Genomic DNA, 17,429 nt, shown 5'->3' on the forward strand with positions numbered 1-17,429 from the left:
ACCGGAGTCTCGACTTCCCGTGCCGCGAAAGGTCGGATTCAGGTGGTGCGAAGGTGCCGTTGACGAGAGCGCAGGCGGTCGAGTTCATCGATCGCAGACGCGTCATTCCCTGGGCACTCTGGGCGGTGGAGTGCTGGCCGGCAAGTACACCGCGGCGGACCTCGCGGTGCCGGGTTCCGATGCGCCGGCGGGTACTCGACGCGATCATGCGAGGTCGAGCGGAACGCTGACTGCGCGGGGGCTCGCGATTGCGGACGCGGTTGTCGGGGTCGCTCGCCAACTCGACGTGACTCCTGCTCAGGTGGCGTTGGCGTGGACGCTTCGGCATCCGTCCGTCGTCAGCTCGTTGATCGGCGCACGTACTCCGGAACAACTGCAGCAGAACATCTCTGCCCTCGACGTCACCTTCGACGAATACCAACTCGACACTCTGCAAGCAGCCAGCGCTGTCGACCTCGGGTTCCCGCACGGGTTCCTGATGCGACCCATGGTGCGCGGCGTCACGACCGGCCGTACCACGGTGAGACCCCGTCCCATCAGGACCTGGTGAAGCGAAATCACTGCCTCGGAGGAGACCGAAAGGTCATGGGATCACCGTCGTCGACCAGTGTGAACCCGGCGCGCTCGAGCACCCGACGCGAGGCGCTGTTGGCCCGGTGAACCTGCGCTGCCATCGGGAGACCATCCGTATGATCCTGCGCAAGAGCGATCAGTTCGCCTGCGTAGCCACGACCCCACTGGGCCGGATGCACCCAGTACCCGACCTCGAAGTGGTCGGACCGTCGAATCAGGCTGAGCAGACCGACGGGGTGCCGATCATCGTTGGTGCCGATGAACCATCTCTGTACGTCCGGCGTTCGGGCGTCCTTCGCGCTCAGGGCGCGCGAGAAACGGCTATCGAAATAGGCTCTACTCCAGGGCTTTCCGTCACCGACCCAACGGACGACATCGGGATTCGATGCCATCGAGAACAGGAAGTCGGCGTCGGACCCCACTGCGGGCCGCAACAGAATCCGTGTCACAACTCTCGGATCTGTGAGGTCAGGTTCCCGCCCGCATCGCCGGTGTTGACGGTGCCTGATCGCTCGAACAGAAGTGCAGAGACTTCTTCGACGGCTTTGGGGCAGTGTTCGACGCCCGCTGGGACCACAAAGACGTCACCGGGACCGAGAACGACATCGCGGTCGCGAAGCTGGATGGTGAGTTCTCCGCTGTGGACGAAGAACATCTCGTCGGTGTCGGGGTGTGTGTGCCAGACGAATTCGCCGAGCAGCTTCACCACCTTGACGTTGTAATCGTTGATGCTGGCCAGTCGGTGAGGCTGCCAGGGCTTCTCGATCGTGTTCAGCGCTTCGGCGACGTTGCGCACCTCGTCGTCCTTGCCCATATTCATGGGTTCTGCCTTTCATCGTCAGCCGATCGACTGTCGCGATGAACTCTACCGTCGATCAGCTCGGATACAGGACCGATGTGAACAGCTCGATAGACTCTGTGGCGCAGTAGATTTGCTTCCCGGTCGGTCGGCGTCCGCATCGACAGCCGGACAGGCGAGTGCAGATGACGGGCAGTACGATGCTCATGACCTGCAGACGGTATCGGCACGAAGAATCGGCCGCCATCGAATTTTCGCAAGGAGGCCCGGCCACATGAATCTCGCCGACTACGACGTCCTGAGCTTCGATTGCTACGGAACACTGATCGATTGGGAAACCGGCATCCTCGATGCGCTCAGGCCATGGGCACAGCAAGCCGGTTCGCCGTTGTCCGACGACGAGCTGCTTGCGGCCTACGGCATCAACGAATCTCAGGCACAGCGTGATTCACCCGCTGCTCTGTACCCCCGGATCCTTGCCGACGCCTTCATGCGGACCGGTGACATGCTGGGAATCCCTGTCTCGACCGAGTGGGCGGACAGGCTCGGGGGTTCCGTTCCGGACTGGCCGGCATTCGAGGACTCGGCCGACGCGTTGTCGTCCCTCGGCGAGAGCTACAAGCTCGTCATCCTGTCCAATGTGCATCGCGACGGCTTCGCAGGGAGCAACCGCCGCCTCGGCGTGCAGTTCGACGCCATCGTCACCGCCGAGGACGTCAAGGCCTACAAGCCGGCGGACAATCACTTCGACGCGCTCGACGGAGTTCTCGAGACGCTGGGTGTCCCACGATCACGACTACTCCACGTCGCGCAGAGTCTGTTCCACGATCACGTGCCTGCCAAGCGCCACGGCATCCCGTCGGTGTGGATCGATCGGCGGCACGATCGCCCCGGCTGGGGAGCAACGCCTGAGCCATCCGAGGAACACAGTGTCGACATGAAGTTCCCGAGTATGGCCGCTTTCGCAGCATCGGCCCGCGAGGCGCGCTCGGATGCGTAAGGTCTCTACCTTCGTCGGCTTCTCACTAGGACTGATCGCGTCGATCGGTATCGTCCTGCGGGACGGCGCGCCGCGTCGAGTCAATTACGCATTCGTGGGCGGCGATTCGCAGTACTCGGAGTTCCTGGGTATGCCTGGGCAGTTGGTCACCCTCGTCGTCGGTTTGCCTGTTCTGGGCGCGGTATTCGGTTTGGTTGTAGGCATTGTGATTTCAGGAGTGCGACGGATGCGCTGACCGGAGGTCGTTGAAGGCGAACGGCATTCGCCCCTGACCGGTGTCGTCACCAATGCCAGGCGTCGCCTCCGACGTTCTGGATCGTTCGCTGCAGCACTCGAATAGTGGTGACGTACTCGTCCTGTCCGATTCCCTGCATGCGTTGGTCCTGCAACATCTGTTGAACGTCTGCGGCTCGCCGAAATTGTGCTTCACCTTTCGGAGTGAACGTCACGCGCAAATTCGATTCGATGATCCAACCCTTGTCCCGTGCAGACGCGATGGCCTCGACGATTGCGTCCGGCGTGTCGTTGTGCCCGATCTTCTCGACGGTCTCGGCGCGATCGGCCCCCGTGGGGTGCAGCGAGATCTGGTGCAGGAGCCACCATTCAGGTTGGCTGACACCGACTTCGGCCAGTGCTGCGCGGATCCGATTTCGAATGGCGTCGCCGGCGCGTGCGGTCCAGAATCCGATGGGCTGAAGTTCGGGTGGCTGCATGGGTCTCGGTGTGTTCATGAAAGCGACGATAGAACCTCGACAAAGCTTCAGGTCAAGTACTCGAATGGACCGGACAGGCCATGAGTAGAGTCCCGATCGTGGACAGGCCATCCGGTAAAGCGCTCGTCGCAGTGCTGGCAGCCGTCGGCGCGTCGATAGGCGCTGCGGCAGCGGTCGTCTGGCATGTCGCCGTAGCCGATGCGCAGGAACTCGGCGTGACCCACGCCCGCCCGAGTTGGTTTCCCGTGACGCTCTATCTCGTCGCAGCAGGAGTAGCAATCGGTCTCGTGGCTGCCTCGTTCCTCGTCGATTCGGGTCTGCGCATCGTTCAGGATCGGCAGCACAGCCGCGTACACCTGTTCGTGTTGTTGATCGTCGTGGGTGCGGCACTGGGAGCGGGCAGTGCACTCGCCTGGACACACTGGCCACCGCAACCAACCGAAGCCGCGTGGGATTGGTCGTGGGAGCATCCGTGGAGTATCGAGATCAACTCGCCCCCTGCAGCCGACTTCGGCTGGACAGCGACGGACACCTACATGGCCGAAACGTATGTGACCGATGCAGTGTATGTGCCGTATCTCGGCGACGACCTTGTCACATCGACCTTCACTCCCACCATCGGCAATCCGTGGCTGGTGTTTCCGATCGGTGGAGTAGCGATTGCAGCGTTGGCGGCACTCACGCTGTCACTCAGAGATTTTCGCCTGACCGTGGTGTCGCGTTCGGATCAGGACGCTGTGTAGCGAGCCCTATTCGTCGGTGCGCAGTTCGTCGACCAAGGTGAACAGTCGTCCCAGGTAGTCGCTGTGAAAGACCTCGGTCGCACGGATCTTGGCGTCTCCGTCGAGGCCGAATTGAAGGTTGACGAGCTCGACCCCGATGGCGACGCGTCGAGCATCGAGTTGTTCGAGTTCGGCGGCGAGAGCGTCGACCTTGGCAACAGGCGACAGTTCTTCAGTCATCCCAGAATCGTAGGTCAGCCGACGGCTGCGAGGAATTCGCTGTAGAACAATCCGAGTCCCAGCGCCGACGCGATGGCCGCGAACAGCCACAGTCGGATGATGACCGTCGTCTCGGCCCAGCCGGCAAGTTCGAAGTGGTGGTGGATCGGGGCCATCCGGAACGGCCGCTTGCCGGTGCTCTTGAACGACGCGACCTGGATGACGACGGAGGCACTCTCGGCGACGAACAGGGCTCCGAAGACGAGGGCGATAAGTTCGGTCTTGCTCACGATCGACAGGCCGGCGAGCAGTCCGCCGAGGGCGAGTGAGCCGGTGTCGCCCATGAAGATCTTGGCCGGAGCCGCGTTCCACCAGAGGAATCCGATGCAGGCACCCGCGGCCGCAGCGCAGACGACGGCGAGGTCGAGCGGATCCCGTACCTGATAGCACCCGGCGACCGAATTGGTCGCGCAGGACTGCCGGTACTGCCAGAACGTCATCACCGTGTACGCGCCGAGGACGAGCGTCATCGACCCCGCCGCCAAACCGTCGAGCCCGTCGGTGAGATTGACCGCGTTGGACCACGCGACGACGAGGAAGACACAGAACAGGACGAAGACGATCGGGGCCATGGTGAAGAACGTGGATTGGCGTACCAGCGACAGTTCGACGTTGCCCGGAGTCAGCCCGTTCCCATTGCGGAACTGCAGCGCCAGTACCGCGAAGATCACCGCTGCACTGATCTGCCCGACGTACTTGCCGGTCGCCTTGAGTCCGAGGCTTCGTTTCATGCGGAGCTTGATGTAGTCGTCGAGGAATCCGACGACGCCGAGTGCCGTCGCGAGACCGAGAATCAACAGCGCCGACGCCGAGGGCCCGTCACCGCCCATTGCGACGAGGTGCGAGCCCAGGTAACCGGCCCACAAACCGACGATGATCGCGACGCCGCCCATCGTCGGCGTTCCGCGCTTGGCGTGGTGACTTGCCGGACCTTCGACGCGGATCTCCTGGCCGAAGCCCTGCCGGGTGAACAGTGCGATGAGAAATGGAGTCAACAGAATCGAGACCGCCAACGCGATTCCACCGGCGACGAGAATGTTGATCATGCGTTGAAGCCCACTCTTCCTCTGTGCTGCTGTTCCCCACCACGATGCTTATCGGGCACCGCGAATACTGTGCCAAACGAATCGGCAAAAGTCGCATTGCGTGACGAAGGCGTTACTCACCGCTGGTATGCGCTCGGCGGCATTCCGACCAATTCGGTGAACTCCCGAGTGAAGTGAGCCTGGTCGAACCACCCGTACCGCGCGGCCAGGTGTGCCAGCGGACCCGAGTAGCCGTTGTCGAGCTCGCTGAGGGCGTCGTGAATCCGATACCGCCCGAGTACCCACTTGGGCGTCGCGCCGACATAACGCTCGAACAGCCGCTGCAGTCGACGAGTGCCGATGCCACACCGCTGTTCCACCTGGGCGACGCGAATCAGCGCCCGATCTCCGAGCATGGTTGCAATGACGTCCAAGACCACCTCGTACTCCGGCTCGACGTCACGGGCGTAGGGCGTGAGAACCGCGTCGACGACGGTTCCGCAGTGGTCGGCATCGAAACGTCCATTCAGCCCGGCCAGTGCAGCGACGGTCTCGGACCGGAACGGGGTCGGTGGCGCTACCGGGACGTCGCGCAGTGTTCTCGCCACGGTTCCGGTGAAACTCGCGTAGCCGCCGGGCCGGAACTTGACGCCGAAGACCCACCCGGACTCGGCGAGGACGACGTCGAAGCGGCGCGTGAGGACCCCCGTCACGACCACCGGCTCGACAACGCCCTCGCGGGTCCAACCATGTTCGACGCTCAACGTGCAGGCCGGGTGCGGGAGCGTCGAGCTGTGATGCGTTGTGCCGGGCGGCAGTTCCCACTGCAGCTGCCAGTAGTTCTCGACCCACGGTTCCAACGACTCCGAACACGGTAGCCGTACGAGGTCGACATGTTGCGCCAGCTGATCGGGCCGCAGGACGCCGGACTGGGTGGCTGTCGCGTTTTTCCTATCCGGCACGCGCGTCAGTGTAGGAGTCTGGTCCGACACGAGAAGGAGGAACACCATGACCGAAACACCTGTGGCCACTCTGAAGATGGTCACCCTGGATTGCGCCGACCCCAAGGCCAGCGCGACATTCTGGTCGTCGCTGCTGGGCTGGAGCGTCGTGCATGCGGAGCAGGAGTACGCGATGCTGCAGGGGCCGAGCAGTGCGCTCGGATTCGGCCGCGTCGACGATTATCGACCGCCGCCGTGGCCGAATGCGAACGGCAGCAAACAGTTTCATTTCGATCTTGCCGTCGATGATCTCGATGTCGCGGCGACGGCTGCCGTGGAACTGGGCGCGACGCTGCCCGAGAACCAGCCCGGTGAGACCTGGCGCGTACTCCTGGACCCGGCCGGGCATCCGTTCTGTCTGACGAATGCCGCGAACTGGGGCTGACGGTCTAATCTCTTCATTGTGAAACCGCGCCTGGCAGGAATCGAAATCATCGTTGCCGACATGGCGTCGGCGCTGGCGTTCTACCGCGTTCTCGGGCTGAATATTCCGGACGAGGCCGACGGTGAGCAGCACGTGGAAGTCGACCTCGGCGGAGTTCGCTTGCTGTTCGATCTACCGTCGACCATCACCTCGTTCGATCCGTCGTGGACGCCGCCCAGCGGGGGCCATCGCGTAGCGCTCGCGTTCGACTGTGGGACGCCCGACGGGGTGGACGCGGCGTGGGCTGCGGTGACGAAAGCCGGGTACACCGGTCACCTGCAGCCGTGGGATGCGTTCTGGGGACAGCGTTATGCCGTCGTACACGATCCCGACGGCACCACCGTCGATCTGTACGCGAACGTCTGAAGCGTCAGTTCTCGGCTTCGCCGGTCGGCCCGCCGGCCAGTTCGACAGCGACGTCGAGGTGGCCGAGGTGGCGGGCGTATTCCTGGAGTACATGGAAGCAGATCCAGATCAGCGTCGGCTGCTCGTCGCTGAATCGCCCACCGGGAGTAGCCAGTTCGTCCATTCGGTGTGATTTCAGTATCTCGTCGGTGAGGCGGGCGCCGTCGTCGAGCCTGCTCAGCAGTGCTTCGGCGTCCACATCTGCCGGTACGTGCCAGGAGCCGTCCTTCGCGTCTCCCCAGGGCGCGTCGACTGCGCGGCCGAGAAATCCCCAAACGAACCACCGCTGCTCCATGTGCACCAGATGGGTCAGCATCTGCAGCGGAGTCCACTCGGATGGGACGGCCGTGCTGGTCAGGGAATCGCCGCTCAGGGCCGTGATTCGCCGAACCAACTCGCCGCGATAGAAGCGCAGGTACTCGCGAAACAGGTCGGCGGGATCGGAGAGGGCGGAGCTCGGCTCGGGAAACGTCGTCAGCTTCGCCATGGTCTCAGTCGTTTCTGCGCTGCTCGCGGGCGATGCGGCGCTGTTCCTCGGCCCGGGCGCGGCAACGGCGTAGGAATTCCTCGTCGCTCTCCTGCGATTGGGCAACGGCGCGTCCGGGTTTGGCGTCGTACTCGGGGTAGGCCGACGAGGTGCGTGGTGCGCCGCTGCCACCCCAGATGCCGCCGTTCTCGGGCCGGCCGACGACGAGCCACGCGATCGATCCGGCGAGCGGCAGAACGATGACGAGCAGCAGCCACACCATTTTCGGAAGGTGGCGGATGCCGGAATCGTCGGCGGTGATGACATCGATCAAGCAGAAGATGGACAGCAGCATGATCAGCAGGCCGAGGTACGGCACGGGAAATCCTCCAGGTTTGTCAGACCGCGCGGTCGGTCTTTCGCGACTATCAGATCACTCGTTTTACTGCGGATCAAGTATCCAGGTTCAGCCGAGCACCAGCAGTGCTGCGAGGGTCAGCATCATGATGCCGATGCCGAGGTCGAGTACTCGCCACGCCGACGGCCTCGCGAACAATGGACTGAGCACCCGCGATCCGTAGCCGAGCGCGGTGAACCACAGCACGCTGCCCAGCATCGCGCCGGCGGCGAACCACCATCGCAGTTCACCGGGCTGACGGTTCCCGATGGACCCCAGGAACACCACGGTGTCGAGGTAGACGTGAGGATTGAGCCAGGTCAGAGCCAGGCACGTGCCCACCGCGGCGATCAGGGAACCGCCTCCGTGCGCCTCCGCGGTCATGGTGGAGGGCATCCGAGCACGGTTCAGTGCCATCAGGCCGTAGACGAGCAGAAACAGTGCACCGAGGACGGTCACGACGCGTAGCGCGACAGGAAACCGGTCGACGAGAACACCGATTCCTGCCACCCCGGCCAGGATGAGGACCGCGTCGGACAGTGCGCACACTGCCACCACCGGCAGTACATGGGCGCGTTGCAGGCCCTTACGCAGCACGAACGCGTTCTGCGCTCCGATGGCGACGATGAGGGAGAGTCCGACGCCCAATCCGGTGAGGGTCGATTGGGCGGCGGCGAGCGAGGTCATGACGGCAACGCTAGGAGCCGGTCATGATTAGGTCCAGCGAATGTATTTCAGTAATGATCAGCGTAGCTTCATATTATGGAGATCGAACAGCTCAGAGCCTTGCGGGCCGTGGTCGACGGGGGAACGTTCGAGGCCGCCGCTCGCGCTCTGTACGTGACCCCGTCGGCGGTGAGTCAGCGCATCAAGTCGCTGGAGCAATCCCTCGGTCGGACTCTGGTTCAACGCAGCAAGCCGGTGGTGGCAACCCAGTCGGGCGTAGCAGTGCTCCGTCTGGCGCGTCAGATCGACACTCTCACCGAGCAGACTCGGGCAGAACTGAGTGACGACGGCGTCGCTGCGCCCATTTCGCTTGCCGTCAATGCGGATTCGTTGGCGACCTGGGTGCTGCCCGCGCTCGCACCACTGGCGCGCAACACCACCTTCGATCTGCATCGGCAGGACCAGGACCGGACCGCGCAGTTGCTGCACGACGGGATCGTCTCCGCTGCAATAACCTCCGTGGCCGATCCGGTTCGTGGCTGCACCGTTCGACGCCTCGGTGCGATGCGCTACCGGCCGTCGGCCACGCCGGAGTTCATCGATCGGTGGTTCGCTGCTGGAGTGACGGCAGAGGCTTTGCGTTGTGCTCCGGTGGTCGTCTTCGATGCAGACGACCGATTGCAGGACAATTACTTACAGCGCTTCGGTGTCGACCCACACGAGCCGCCGCGTCACCTGGTGCCGGCTTCTTCCGACTATGCGCGAGCTGTCGACCTCGGCTTCGGCTGGGGCATGATCCCCGATCTACAGGACCGTGACTCGCTGAAGTGCTTCGACGACAACGGGATCGACGACGTGCTGCTGTACTGGCAGCAGTGGTCGCTGTCGTCTGTCGCACTGCAGCGAGCGGCCGACGCCGTGGCGGCGGGTGCCGAGCGAATGCTGCTGTAATTCAGGCCGGACTGTCGTTCGGGACGACCTCGGGCAGTCCGTCGCCGACGGGATCGAGAATCGCCGCCGATCGGGTGCCCCATCGCTCGTGCGCAGATTGCCGCGACATTCCGACGGCCGTTCCGATCGTCGCCCACGTTGTGCCCTGAACTCGAAGCACCACAACGGTTTCGATGCCATCGAGGCCGGCTGCGAGTTGCACACGCAGGCTCAACAGATGCCACGCGACGCTTCGCCGTGCGGGCAGGTCGGTAGATTGCTCGGCCTCCCAGTCCGGTGTGCCCGGCAGGGGCCCTGTGCCGATGATCTCGTCGGCGATGCGACCGGCCTCGGTGGCTGCTGCCGTCACGACGGCCCGCGTCGCAGCAGTGATATCTGCCTCGGTTGCGAGGGTGATGGGATCCATGACCGACCTCCTGTGTCAGGAAAAGCCTGACAGCGGAAGGTCAGACTGTCAAGATTTACCTGACAGTGGAACGGAGAGGGCAAGGCGAAAATCGCTGTACTCGTCAAGTTGCCGTTGCTATTTTCGGCGGATGACCATTCGCTATCACGTGACCTCGGTGCTCAACCGTGAGTCGATTCGGTGCCACGGACTCGACTGGCGTCGTATGGGTGCCGCTCGCGGTATTGCCGGTAGCAACCAGCCAGAGCAGGCGGGTTGTTTCCTGGCAGCCGATGCGTGGGAACGTGATTGGTTCGTGGGCATGAACAACACCGGTGGACCGGTCGATGTCTGGGAAGTCAGTGGAGTCGAAGAGGGTGACCTCGTGCAGTCGCCGGAGAACTTCTACTTTCGTCCCGGTGTCATTCCGACGTCACAGATTCGGTTGGTGCAGAGAGACATCCCTCCCGAGCGCTAGAGCATGCTCAGAACCCGGTCGATGGACTCGACTGCCTGGGTCAGTTCGGTTTCGGTGATGGTCAGTGCAGGGCGGAATCGCACTGCCGCGTCGCCGCAGCCGAGCGCCAGTACATGTTCCTCGGTACGCAACAGCTCGATCACTCGGTCGCGCGTGGAGGCGTCGGGCAGGGAGAAAGCGCACATCAGACCTCGTCCACGTACTTCGGATACCACTGTGTGTCGAGTTGCCAAGTCCTGCAACATTGTCAGCAGTACGGCTCCGAGCTCACCGGCACGAGGGATGAGCTTCTCGGATTCGACCACTTCCAGGATTCGACGCGAGCGCACCATGTCGGTGAGGTTGCCACCCCACGTCGAGTTGATGCGGGAGCTGACAGCGAAGACGTTGTCGTCGATGTCGTCGACGCGACCGCCGGCCATGACGCCGCAGACCTGAACCTTCTTGCCGAAGGCGACGACATCCGGCACGACGTCGAGCTGCTGGAATGCCCACGCGGTACCGGTCATTCCGGCTCCGGTCTGTACTTCGTCCATCACGAACAGTGCATCGAACTCGTGGCAGAGTTCCCGTAGCTTCTGCAGGAACCGGGGCCGGAAGTGGTGATCTCCGCCCTCGCCCTGGATGGGTTCGATGATGGCGCAGGCGATGTCGTGCGGGTTGGCCTCGAAGGCCAACCGAGCCGCCGCCAACGATGCGTCCTCGAGTTCGTCCATGTTCGCGCCGGATCGGATGAACGGGGACGGGATTCGCGGCCAGTCGAACTTCGGGAAGCGCGCGACCTTGTTGGGGTCGGTGTTGGTCAGCGACATCGTGTAGCCCGAGCGTCCGTGGAACGCATGCTCGAAGTGCATCACCTGAGAGCCCAAGGACGCGTCCAGGCCATGACTTTCGTTCCATCGCGATTTCCAGTCGAATGCGACCTTCAACGCGTTCTCCACGGCCAGGGCGCCACCTTCGACGAAGAACAGGTGCGGCAGTCGATCGTCACCCAGGACGCGAGCGAACGTGTCGACGAATCGAGCCATGGGGACGGTGTAGATGTCGGAGTTGCTGGGCTTGTTCATCGCCGCCTGCATCAGATCGGCCCGGAAGTCCGGGTCGTCGATCAGCGCCGGATGGTTCATGCCCAGCGCGTTGGACGCGAAGAACGTGAACAGGTCCAGGTAGCGGGTGCCGTCCCTGGCGTCGACCAGCGTGGATCCGGTCGATGCATCGAGGTCTAGCACCAACTCGAAGCCGTCGGCCAGTAGGTGTTCACCGATCACGTCGCGGACGTTGGCGGCGTCGATGGTCACTCCGGTGCGCTGTAATACTTGCGTCATAAGGACGAAGATACGCGTTAATGTTCCGTAAGCAAGTCCATAAGACAGGAAAATATACGGTTCGAGCCTCGATCGGTAGGCTCATCTCCGACGGTTCGGTTCTCTCCACGGAAGGTGTACGCGCATGTCTGCATCCATCACCCACGACGAGTTGAGTGTGCGCACTCGCGCGATCCTCGACCGGCTGGGTGCCACGATCGCGCTCGACGCCCCCGCGGGACCGGACGCGATCATCGCGCGCTCGCCCATCACCGGCGGAAACCTGGCGTCGCTGGCGTGTGCTTCGGCGGCCGATGTCGAGACCGTCGTCGCCGATGCACGCACCGCGTTCGTGTCCTGGTCGCAGGTGCCTGCCCCCGTGCGTGGTCAGGTGATCCGGGAACTGGGCGAACTGCTGCGCGTACACAAGGAGGATCTGGGCGCGCTCGTGTCCATCGAGGCCGGGAAGATCGTCTCGGAGGGGCTCGGTGAGGTGCAGGAGATGATCGACATCTGCGATTTCGCCGTCGGACTCTCCCGTCAGCTGTACGGCAACACGATCGCCACCGAACGGCCCGGGCATCGCATGATGGAGCAGTGGCATCCGCTCGGTGTCGTCGGCGTCATCACCGCGTTCAATTTCCCTGTCGCGGTGTGGAGTTGGAATACCGCTCTCGCCCTCGTCGCGGGAGACACGGTCATCTGGAAGCCCTCGGAAAAGACTCCGCTGACGGCCGTCGGTGTGCAGGCGTTGTTCGAGCGTGCCGCCGCCGCAGCCGGAGTGGATCCCAAGATCGCGCAACTGCTGATCGGTGACCGCGCGTCCGGCGAAGCGCTGGTGGACGATTCGCGGGTTGCGTTGGTCTCGGCAACCGGTTCGACGCGGATGGGCCGTGCTGTTGCGCCCCGTGTCGCCGAGCGATTCGGTCGGGTGTTGCTCGAGCTCGGCGGAAACAATGCAGCAATCGTGACGCCGTCGGCCGATCTCGATCTGACGACGCGTGGGTTGGTGTTCTCGGCCGCCGGGACGGCAGGTCAACGGTGCACCTCACTCCGACGCGTCATCGTGCATTCCTCGGTCGCGGACGAGTTGGTTCGCAAGCTGGTAGCCGCATACGAGACACTGTCGATCGGATCTCCCTTGGCCACAGACACTCTGGTGGGTCCGCTGATCGATGCCACCGCATTCGCCGGTTATCAGAAGGCTCTCGAGGCGGCGGTGTCCGACGGCGGAACGGTCGTGGTCGGCGGCGAGCGAGTGAACGTGGTCGACGAGTACTCGTTCTATGTTCAGCCCGCGATCGTGACGATGCCCGCGCAGACCGACATCGTCAAGCACGAGACGTTCGCGCCCATCATGTACGTGCTGACGTACGACACCCTCGACGAGGCCATCGCATTGCACAACGATGTGCCGCAGGGCCTTTCGTCGTCGATCTTCACCACCGATCTGCGCGAGGCGGAGCGCTTCCTGTCCGCCGCGGGCTCGGACTGCGGCATCGCCAACGTCAACATCGGACCCTCCGGTGCGGAGATCGGCGGCGCCTTCGGCGGTGAGAAGGAAACCGGTGGCGGTCGCGAATCCGGTTCGGACGCATGGAAGGCCTACATGCGGCGAGCTACGAACACGGTCAACTATTCCAACGAACTGCCCCTGGCGCAGGGAGTGAAATTCGGCTGACGGCATGATCGGCAGTATGAAAGTACTGTCGATGATCCTCGCCGGCTTCGTCGTCGGCTATGCGATCAGTGATGTCCGACCGCTCGACTCCCTGCTGAGCAACATGGCCGAATTCGGTTCACCGGCAACGATCGTCAACGGGCTCACTGTCCTCGCGCTGACCGCCTGCCTGGTGAGCGTCGTGCTCGCGCGTTCGAGTGCACGGGGTGTGCTTGTCGTGGCGATCGGAGCAGTACTCGTCATCGTGTTCCGGACAGTCGGCATGGTGACCGGAATGTTCGGAGACTGGGCCGGCGCTGTGGGAGCAGGCGCGCTGCTCGGCGCGTCCGCCGTACTGGCGGGGCGACATCGCGGTGCGCAGGCATCGCTGGCCGTCGCCGCCGTCGGAGCCGGTCTCCTCGGCAAAGCGCTGGATGCCCTGCTGCAAGCCGATGACGGTCCCGTGTTCGTGTGGGATGTCGTCGGTGCCGAGGACGACGTGAGCCCGCAGCGGGCGATCGTCATGGTGATCGTGGCCTCGGCCGCGGCGATCGCACTGTTCCTGGCGTACCGCCACGAGGAGCTACAGCCGTACGAGACCCGGCGAATCCTGCTCGTCGGGATCCCGTTACCTGTCGCCGCGGGAGTCCTGACTTGGATTGCCGCCGGTCACGACGCTCGAAGTGTCGAATGGCTCGGTGCTCTCGCCGGTATGACGGCCGTGGCACTCGTGGCGTCGTTCCTACTGCCCGGGCGGAACGGACGGCTGCTGCTGGTGCTGTTCGCGTCGACGTCGGCCGGGATCGGCTCGTTCGGCTTCGCTGCCGGTGACAGTGCGCAGCTTGCTCTGAGTGTGGGTCTGTTGGTCGTCGGAGCGGGCCTCGGCTACCGCTGGCCGCAGCTGTACATCGGACTGGGCGGGCTGTTCGTCATCGCTGTTGCGGGCGTGATCGAGGGCTATGCCGAGGTGTCGACGGGATCGGAGTTCGCACTGCCGTTGGTCGCCGCGTACGTGGTGGTGTCGGCCCTCGCGACGTCGCCGGGCTCTCTCGCGGTCTCGCTGCCTGTGCTGTCCACCATGACTCTGCCGGTGGTGGTGTACTCCGCGAGTTATCAGCCGGGCCTGTCTTCGGACGTCGCTGTCGCCACGCGCACAAGCGAGCCCGACTACCTGGCATTGTCCGTGGCCGGGCTCGTGGTCGTTGCTGTGGTGACGATTGCCTGCGCGGTGCTGATGCGCCGACCCATCCACAATCCGGCGGCTCGGTAGCTGCCGACGGCGGCGATTCCCGCGACGGCACCCTTGTCCGTAGCGTGCATCTCATGTCCGATCACAGCCGGAACACAGATCTGCCCGACGACGTCTCCGACGTGACTTTGGGTTTCTGCGTCGCCGTCGCGGTGTTCTTGCCGTCGTATTTCGGCGCGACGCTCATCACCGACGCGTTGCTGGGCCGGGCAGGTCTGCCGCTGTCCCCGCTCCTGTGGCTGGTCGTAGCGGTACCTCTGGCGATTGCCATGGTGCATGTGGAAGACCGGGTCCAGAGTCGTTCTGACTGGAACCGAATCGAGTGGTTCTGGTACACCGGCGGCGTCGGTGCACTGACTCTGCCGCCGCTGGGGCTGGCGCTGCTCGCACCGCTTCCGACGTTGACCGGTCTCGACCGGGGCGGTCCGTCGATGGTGGTGTTCGTAGCAGTGGCGCTTCTGATCGTGGGCATCGTGGTCCGGGGGAAGCTGCGCGGCACGGCCTGAGTCACGGGCACTTGGATGTGACAACAGACGAGCCCGCCCACCGAATGAAACAGGTGGACGGGCTCGTGAGCGTTCTGCACGCACTGGACTACGGCGCAGGTACAGCCTCGGTGGTCGTGGGAACCACGGTCTCGGGTGCTGTGTCGGCGGCCGTCTCGGTCGCGGTGACGCAGACCGGCGGTGCGCCCTCGGCGGGTGTCTCGCCCTCGACTGCGACGGTGCACTCGGGGGTCGTTGCCGTCTCGGTGGCTGGGGCCGGAGCCGGTGCCGGACTTTCAGCGGCCGGTGCCGGCGCAGCCGGAGCTGCCGGGGTCACGACCGGGCTGGTGGTTACAGGTGCGGTAGTCGTGGCCTTGGGGGTTGCCGTTGCCGAGGTGGTCACCGGTGCCACGATGGTTTCGACCGCTGCTCGTCCGGCCTTCTCCTGGACCTCTTTGGTCTTCACCGGCTCGCCGCGGTTGGCTTCCTCGGCGAGTTCGGTCAGCCATGCCGCGGCGTACTGCACCGAGGTCAGCGGCTTGCCGTTGGCGGCATCGGCGTCGCGCCAGTAATCGAAGTGGTGTCCCGTGCCGGGTCCCAAGGTCAGGCCGTACGGATCGTTCATGATGACCGGAACGGTGTTCTGGTTGGACGAGATGAATCCGGTGATCTCGCGGAAGATCTTCTGCGGCAGGTACACGAGGTCGATCATCTGACCGGTTTCGATCGGTTCCTGCTCGCCGTCGACCTTGGCCGAGACGGGAGTCGTGACCGTGCCGGGCTTGTAGCCGGGCTCGGACACCTTGATCAGCACGTCGAGGAATGTCTCGTCGCTCTGCATCCAGTTGGGCTGCGAGGCGATGTCGTTGAAGGCGTTGACTGCGATGCGTCCCAGGGCCAGTGCAAGATCTGCACCGGTGGCGGGGGTGAGCTGCTCGTTCTGCAGTGCGTCGGCATTGACCTGACGACCGACGTTGGCGGCCAGATGAATCAGTGACGTGTTCTCCGGCAGTGCGCAGGTGAGGTCGCCGTCGGAGCAGAAGGACGCCACTCGGCCGTCGAGCGCTCCGAATCCGCCGGACGTGCCGGGCAGTGCGCCCTGTCCGGGAACTGCGGTGTTGCCGTTCTGGTACTTGGTGTCGAAGCCGTCCGGGTTGCCGAACGGGTTCTCGGCACCGGGGAACGGTCCGTCTCCCGACACGCGGCCGGCGTCGGCGAAGATGACGACACCGACGACCTGGTTGGGATCGACGATTCCGTACGTGCCGTCGGCCGAAACGACCTGGTTGCCGACCTCCATCGCGGTGCGGCGGGCAACGTCTGCGCCCTCGCTGTAGCCGACGATGGCGAATCGGGTGTCGGGGCAGGACGCCGAGATCGTCCGCATGATGGTCTGCGAGTTGGTGACGCCGGTCTGCACGGCGTTCTCGTAGCTCGCCAGGTCTGCCGGGTACTCGACGTACACCGCGGCGTAGGAGTCGGGAACCACGTTGCCGTTGTTGGGGGCTCGCACGGCCTGGTCGATCCAGTCGCTGGAGTAATCGCCGGACATCGCTGCGGGGAGCCGCTCGCCCTCGGGGGTGGTGAGCCACTTGACGCCCTCGCGCGGGGTGTCGCCGCGGCCGCCGATCGCGATGCTCACCATGTCGTAGCACGTGGCCGTCGACACCAGTTCGATGGATGCTTCGGTGGTCGTGGAGGGAGTCGACCAGGGTGCGGCCACAACTACTCCGGCACCGAGGGCTCCGATCGCGAACGCGCTCAACGCAACGCGCGCACGCTTCGACTTGCCAACATTCATGTTTTCGATCCCCATCATGTCCGCCCGAACTGATCCCGACTGCAGTTGCCAGTGGGTTACCCGGCATTTCGTCCTCGGGATGGTTCGCGTTACAAAGTGGATGATTTACCGTCGTGCGCATGACAATTCACCCTCGAATTACATCGACGGAATTCGACCTGCCCGACGGGTCGGCGTGCGTTGTGCGTGAAGCGGTGGCGTCGGATCTGGAATCGATCGTGGCATTGCTGGTCGACGATCCGCTGGGTGTCTCGCGGGAATCCGCAGATGAAATGGATCGATATCGCGCAGCGTTCGAGGACATCTCCTCGGACCCGCGAAACCTGCAGGTCGTCGTGGTACACGGTGACGCGGTGGTGGCAACGCTGCAACTGACCTTCATTCCCGGGCTCGCGCGCGGAGGCGCACTGCGGGCACAGATCGAAGCAGTTCGGGTAGGCGCGCAGTGGCGCAGCCGGGGACTCGGCGGTGCGCTGATCAGGTGGGCGATCGACGAGGCCGAGCGCTGGGGATGCGCTCTGGTGCAGCTGACCTCCGACGCCAGTCGAACGGACGCTCATCGCTTCTACACCCGACTCGGCTTCGTCGACTCCCACGTCGGTTACAAGATGACCCTCGGAACTATCGCTTAGATACCCTGGGGGGG

The 17,429-nt window shown here is 64.0% G+C and carries 24 protein-coding genes; 12 read left to right on the top strand and 12 right to left on the bottom strand.

Features of this window, described 5'->3' with window-relative positions; translation table 11 throughout:
* Positions 1–19 precede the first annotated feature (19 nt).
* A complete protein-coding gene (locus AB0362_RS22785) occupies positions 20–550 on the top strand; it encodes an aldo/keto reductase (protein WP_317809144.1) in 531 nt (176 codons plus the stop codon).
* Positions 551–557: 7 nt separating this feature from the next.
* On the opposite strand, the gene AB0362_RS22790 is transcribed toward AB0362_RS22785, so the two are convergent.
* Both AB0362_RS22790 and AB0362_RS22795 read right to left on the bottom strand, forming a co-directional pair.
* Complete coding sequence (locus AB0362_RS22790) at positions 558–1,022, bottom strand: GNAT family N-acetyltransferase (RefSeq protein ID WP_317785597.1); 465 nt, start codon at positions 1,020–1,022, stop codon at positions 558–560.
* A complete protein-coding gene (locus tag AB0362_RS22795; RefSeq protein ID WP_317809145.1) occupies positions 1,019–1,393 on the bottom strand; it encodes a cupin domain-containing protein in 375 nt (124 codons plus the stop codon). The genes AB0362_RS22790 and AB0362_RS22795 overlap by 4 nt, the downstream gene beginning before the upstream one ends.
* A gap of 253 nt (positions 1,394–1,646) precedes the next feature.
* On the opposite strand from AB0362_RS22795, the gene AB0362_RS22800 reads away from it, so the two are divergent.
* Positions 1,647–2,372, top strand: coding sequence for an HAD-IA family hydrolase (locus tag AB0362_RS22800; protein ID WP_317809147.1), 726 nt, complete (start codon positions 1,647–1,649; stop codon positions 2,370–2,372).
* Complete coding sequence (locus AB0362_RS22805; RefSeq protein ID WP_317809148.1) at positions 2,365–2,607, top strand: hypothetical protein; 243 nt, start codon at positions 2,365–2,367, stop codon at positions 2,605–2,607. The genes AB0362_RS22800 and AB0362_RS22805 overlap by 8 nt, the downstream gene beginning before the upstream one ends.
* Positions 2,608–2,653: 46 nt before the next feature.
* Here the strand turns inward: AB0362_RS22805 and AB0362_RS22810 are convergent, their stop codons facing one another.
* Positions 2,654–3,103, bottom strand: coding sequence for a MarR family winged helix-turn-helix transcriptional regulator (locus AB0362_RS22810; RefSeq protein WP_317809149.1), 450 nt, complete (start codon positions 3,101–3,103; stop codon positions 2,654–2,656).
* Between the two features lie 80 nt (positions 3,104–3,183).
* Here AB0362_RS22810 and AB0362_RS22815 point away from each other — a divergent pair, with 80 nt between their 5' ends.
* Entirely contained in the window at positions 3,184–3,828 is a 645-nt protein-coding gene (locus tag AB0362_RS22815) for a hypothetical protein (RefSeq protein WP_317809150.1), read from the top strand.
* Positions 3,829–3,834: 6 nt separating this feature from the next.
* Here AB0362_RS22815 and AB0362_RS22820 read toward each other — a convergent pair whose 3' ends face one another.
* The 3 genes from AB0362_RS22820 to AB0362_RS22830 form a co-directional block, all read right to left on the bottom strand.
* On the bottom strand, positions 3,835–4,047 hold the full coding sequence (locus tag AB0362_RS22820; RefSeq protein WP_068045421.1) for an oxidoreductase: 213 nt from the start codon (positions 4,045–4,047) through the stop codon (positions 3,835–3,837).
* 14 nt (positions 4,048–4,061) lie between these two features.
* Positions 4,062–5,132, bottom strand: a complete 1,071-nt coding sequence (mraY, locus tag AB0362_RS22825; RefSeq protein ID WP_068045417.1) for a phospho-N-acetylmuramoyl-pentapeptide-transferase — start codon at positions 5,130–5,132, stop codon at positions 4,062–4,064.
* Positions 5,133–5,248: 116 nt separating this feature from the next.
* Complete coding sequence (locus tag AB0362_RS22830) at positions 5,249–6,073, bottom strand: helix-turn-helix transcriptional regulator (RefSeq protein ID WP_317809151.1); 825 nt, start codon at positions 6,071–6,073, stop codon at positions 5,249–5,251.
* Positions 6,074–6,119: 46 nt separating this feature from the next.
* Between AB0362_RS22830 and AB0362_RS22835 the strand changes: the two genes are divergently transcribed.
* Both AB0362_RS22835 and AB0362_RS22840 read left to right on the top strand, forming a co-directional pair.
* On the top strand, positions 6,120–6,497 hold the full coding sequence (locus tag AB0362_RS22835; protein WP_317809153.1) for a VOC family protein: 378 nt from the start codon (positions 6,120–6,122) through the stop codon (positions 6,495–6,497).
* 18 nt (positions 6,498–6,515) lie between these two features.
* Positions 6,516–6,902 carry a VOC family protein gene (locus AB0362_RS22840; RefSeq protein WP_317809155.1) on the top strand — a complete coding sequence of 129 codons (387 nt, stop codon included), beginning with the start codon at positions 6,516–6,518 and terminating at the stop codon, positions 6,900–6,902.
* 4 nt (positions 6,903–6,906) lie between these two features.
* On the opposite strand, the gene AB0362_RS22845 is transcribed toward AB0362_RS22840, so the two are convergent.
* The 3 genes from AB0362_RS22845 to AB0362_RS22855 form a co-directional block, all read right to left on the bottom strand.
* On the bottom strand, positions 6,907–7,428 hold the full coding sequence (locus AB0362_RS22845; protein ID WP_317809157.1) for a DUF664 domain-containing protein: 522 nt from the start codon (positions 7,426–7,428) through the stop codon (positions 6,907–6,909).
* A gap of 4 nt (positions 7,429–7,432) precedes the next feature.
* Complete coding sequence (locus tag AB0362_RS22850) at positions 7,433–7,786, bottom strand: PLD nuclease N-terminal domain-containing protein (RefSeq protein WP_149407626.1); 354 nt, start codon at positions 7,784–7,786, stop codon at positions 7,433–7,435.
* A gap of 87 nt (positions 7,787–7,873) precedes the next feature.
* Positions 7,874–8,491, bottom strand: a complete 618-nt coding sequence (locus tag AB0362_RS22855) for a LysE/ArgO family amino acid transporter (RefSeq protein WP_317809158.1) — start codon at positions 8,489–8,491, stop codon at positions 7,874–7,876.
* Between the two features lie 75 nt (positions 8,492–8,566).
* Between AB0362_RS22855 and AB0362_RS22860 the strand changes: the two genes are divergently transcribed.
* A complete protein-coding gene (locus tag AB0362_RS22860) occupies positions 8,567–9,421 on the top strand; it encodes a LysR family transcriptional regulator ArgP (protein WP_317809159.1) in 855 nt (284 codons plus the stop codon).
* Between the two features lies 1 nt (position 9,422).
* Here the strand turns inward: AB0362_RS22860 and AB0362_RS22865 are convergent, their stop codons facing one another.
* Positions 9,423–9,827, bottom strand: coding sequence for a hypothetical protein (locus AB0362_RS22865; protein WP_317532974.1), 405 nt, complete (start codon positions 9,825–9,827; stop codon positions 9,423–9,425).
* 130 nt (positions 9,828–9,957) lie between these two features.
* Here AB0362_RS22865 and AB0362_RS22870 point away from each other — a divergent pair, with 130 nt between their 5' ends.
* Positions 9,958–10,284: a hypothetical protein gene (locus tag AB0362_RS22870; protein ID WP_317809160.1), complete on the top strand. Its 327-nt coding sequence runs from the start codon at positions 9,958–9,960 to the stop codon at positions 10,282–10,284.
* Here AB0362_RS22870 and lat read toward each other — a convergent pair.
* A complete protein-coding gene (lat, locus tag AB0362_RS22875; RefSeq protein WP_317809161.1) occupies positions 10,281–11,609 on the bottom strand; it encodes an L-lysine 6-transaminase in 1,329 nt (442 codons plus the stop codon). The two genes, AB0362_RS22870 and lat, sit on opposite strands and share 4 nt — an antisense overlap.
* Positions 11,610–11,733: 124 nt before the next feature.
* On the opposite strand from lat, the gene AB0362_RS22880 reads away from it, so the two are divergent.
* Genes AB0362_RS22880 through AB0362_RS22890 form a run of 3 tightly spaced genes read left to right on the top strand, consistent with a single transcriptional unit; the run spans position 11,734 to position 15,003 of the window.
* Positions 11,734–13,269 carry an aldehyde dehydrogenase family protein gene (locus tag AB0362_RS22880; RefSeq protein WP_300515835.1) on the top strand — a complete coding sequence of 512 codons (1,536 nt, stop codon included), beginning with the start codon at positions 11,734–11,736 and terminating at the stop codon, positions 13,267–13,269.
* Positions 13,270–13,285: 16 nt separating this feature from the next.
* Entirely contained in the window at positions 13,286–14,518 is a 1,233-nt protein-coding gene (locus AB0362_RS22885; protein WP_317809162.1) for a hypothetical protein, read from the top strand.
* A 53-nt stretch (positions 14,519–14,571) separates the two neighbouring features.
* Positions 14,572–15,003 (top strand): hypothetical protein, encoded by a 432-nt coding sequence (locus AB0362_RS22890; protein WP_317809163.1) that lies wholly within the window; start codon positions 14,572–14,574, stop codon positions 15,001–15,003.
* 88 nt (positions 15,004–15,091) lie between these two features.
* Here the strand turns inward: AB0362_RS22890 and AB0362_RS22895 are convergent, their stop codons facing one another.
* Entirely contained in the window at positions 15,092–16,783 is a 1,692-nt protein-coding gene (locus AB0362_RS22895; protein ID WP_317809164.1) for a cutinase family protein, read from the bottom strand.
* Positions 16,784–16,902: 119 nt separating this feature from the next.
* On the opposite strand from AB0362_RS22895, the gene AB0362_RS22900 reads away from it, so the two are divergent.
* Complete coding sequence (locus tag AB0362_RS22900; protein WP_317809165.1) at positions 16,903–17,415, top strand: GNAT family N-acetyltransferase; 513 nt, start codon at positions 16,903–16,905, stop codon at positions 17,413–17,415.
* Positions 17,416–17,429: the final 14 nt, after the last annotated feature.

The organism is Rhodococcus sp. NPDC079359 (assembly GCF_040702585.1).
Classification (GTDB): Bacteria; Actinomycetota; Actinomycetes; order Mycobacteriales; family Mycobacteriaceae; genus Rhodococcoides.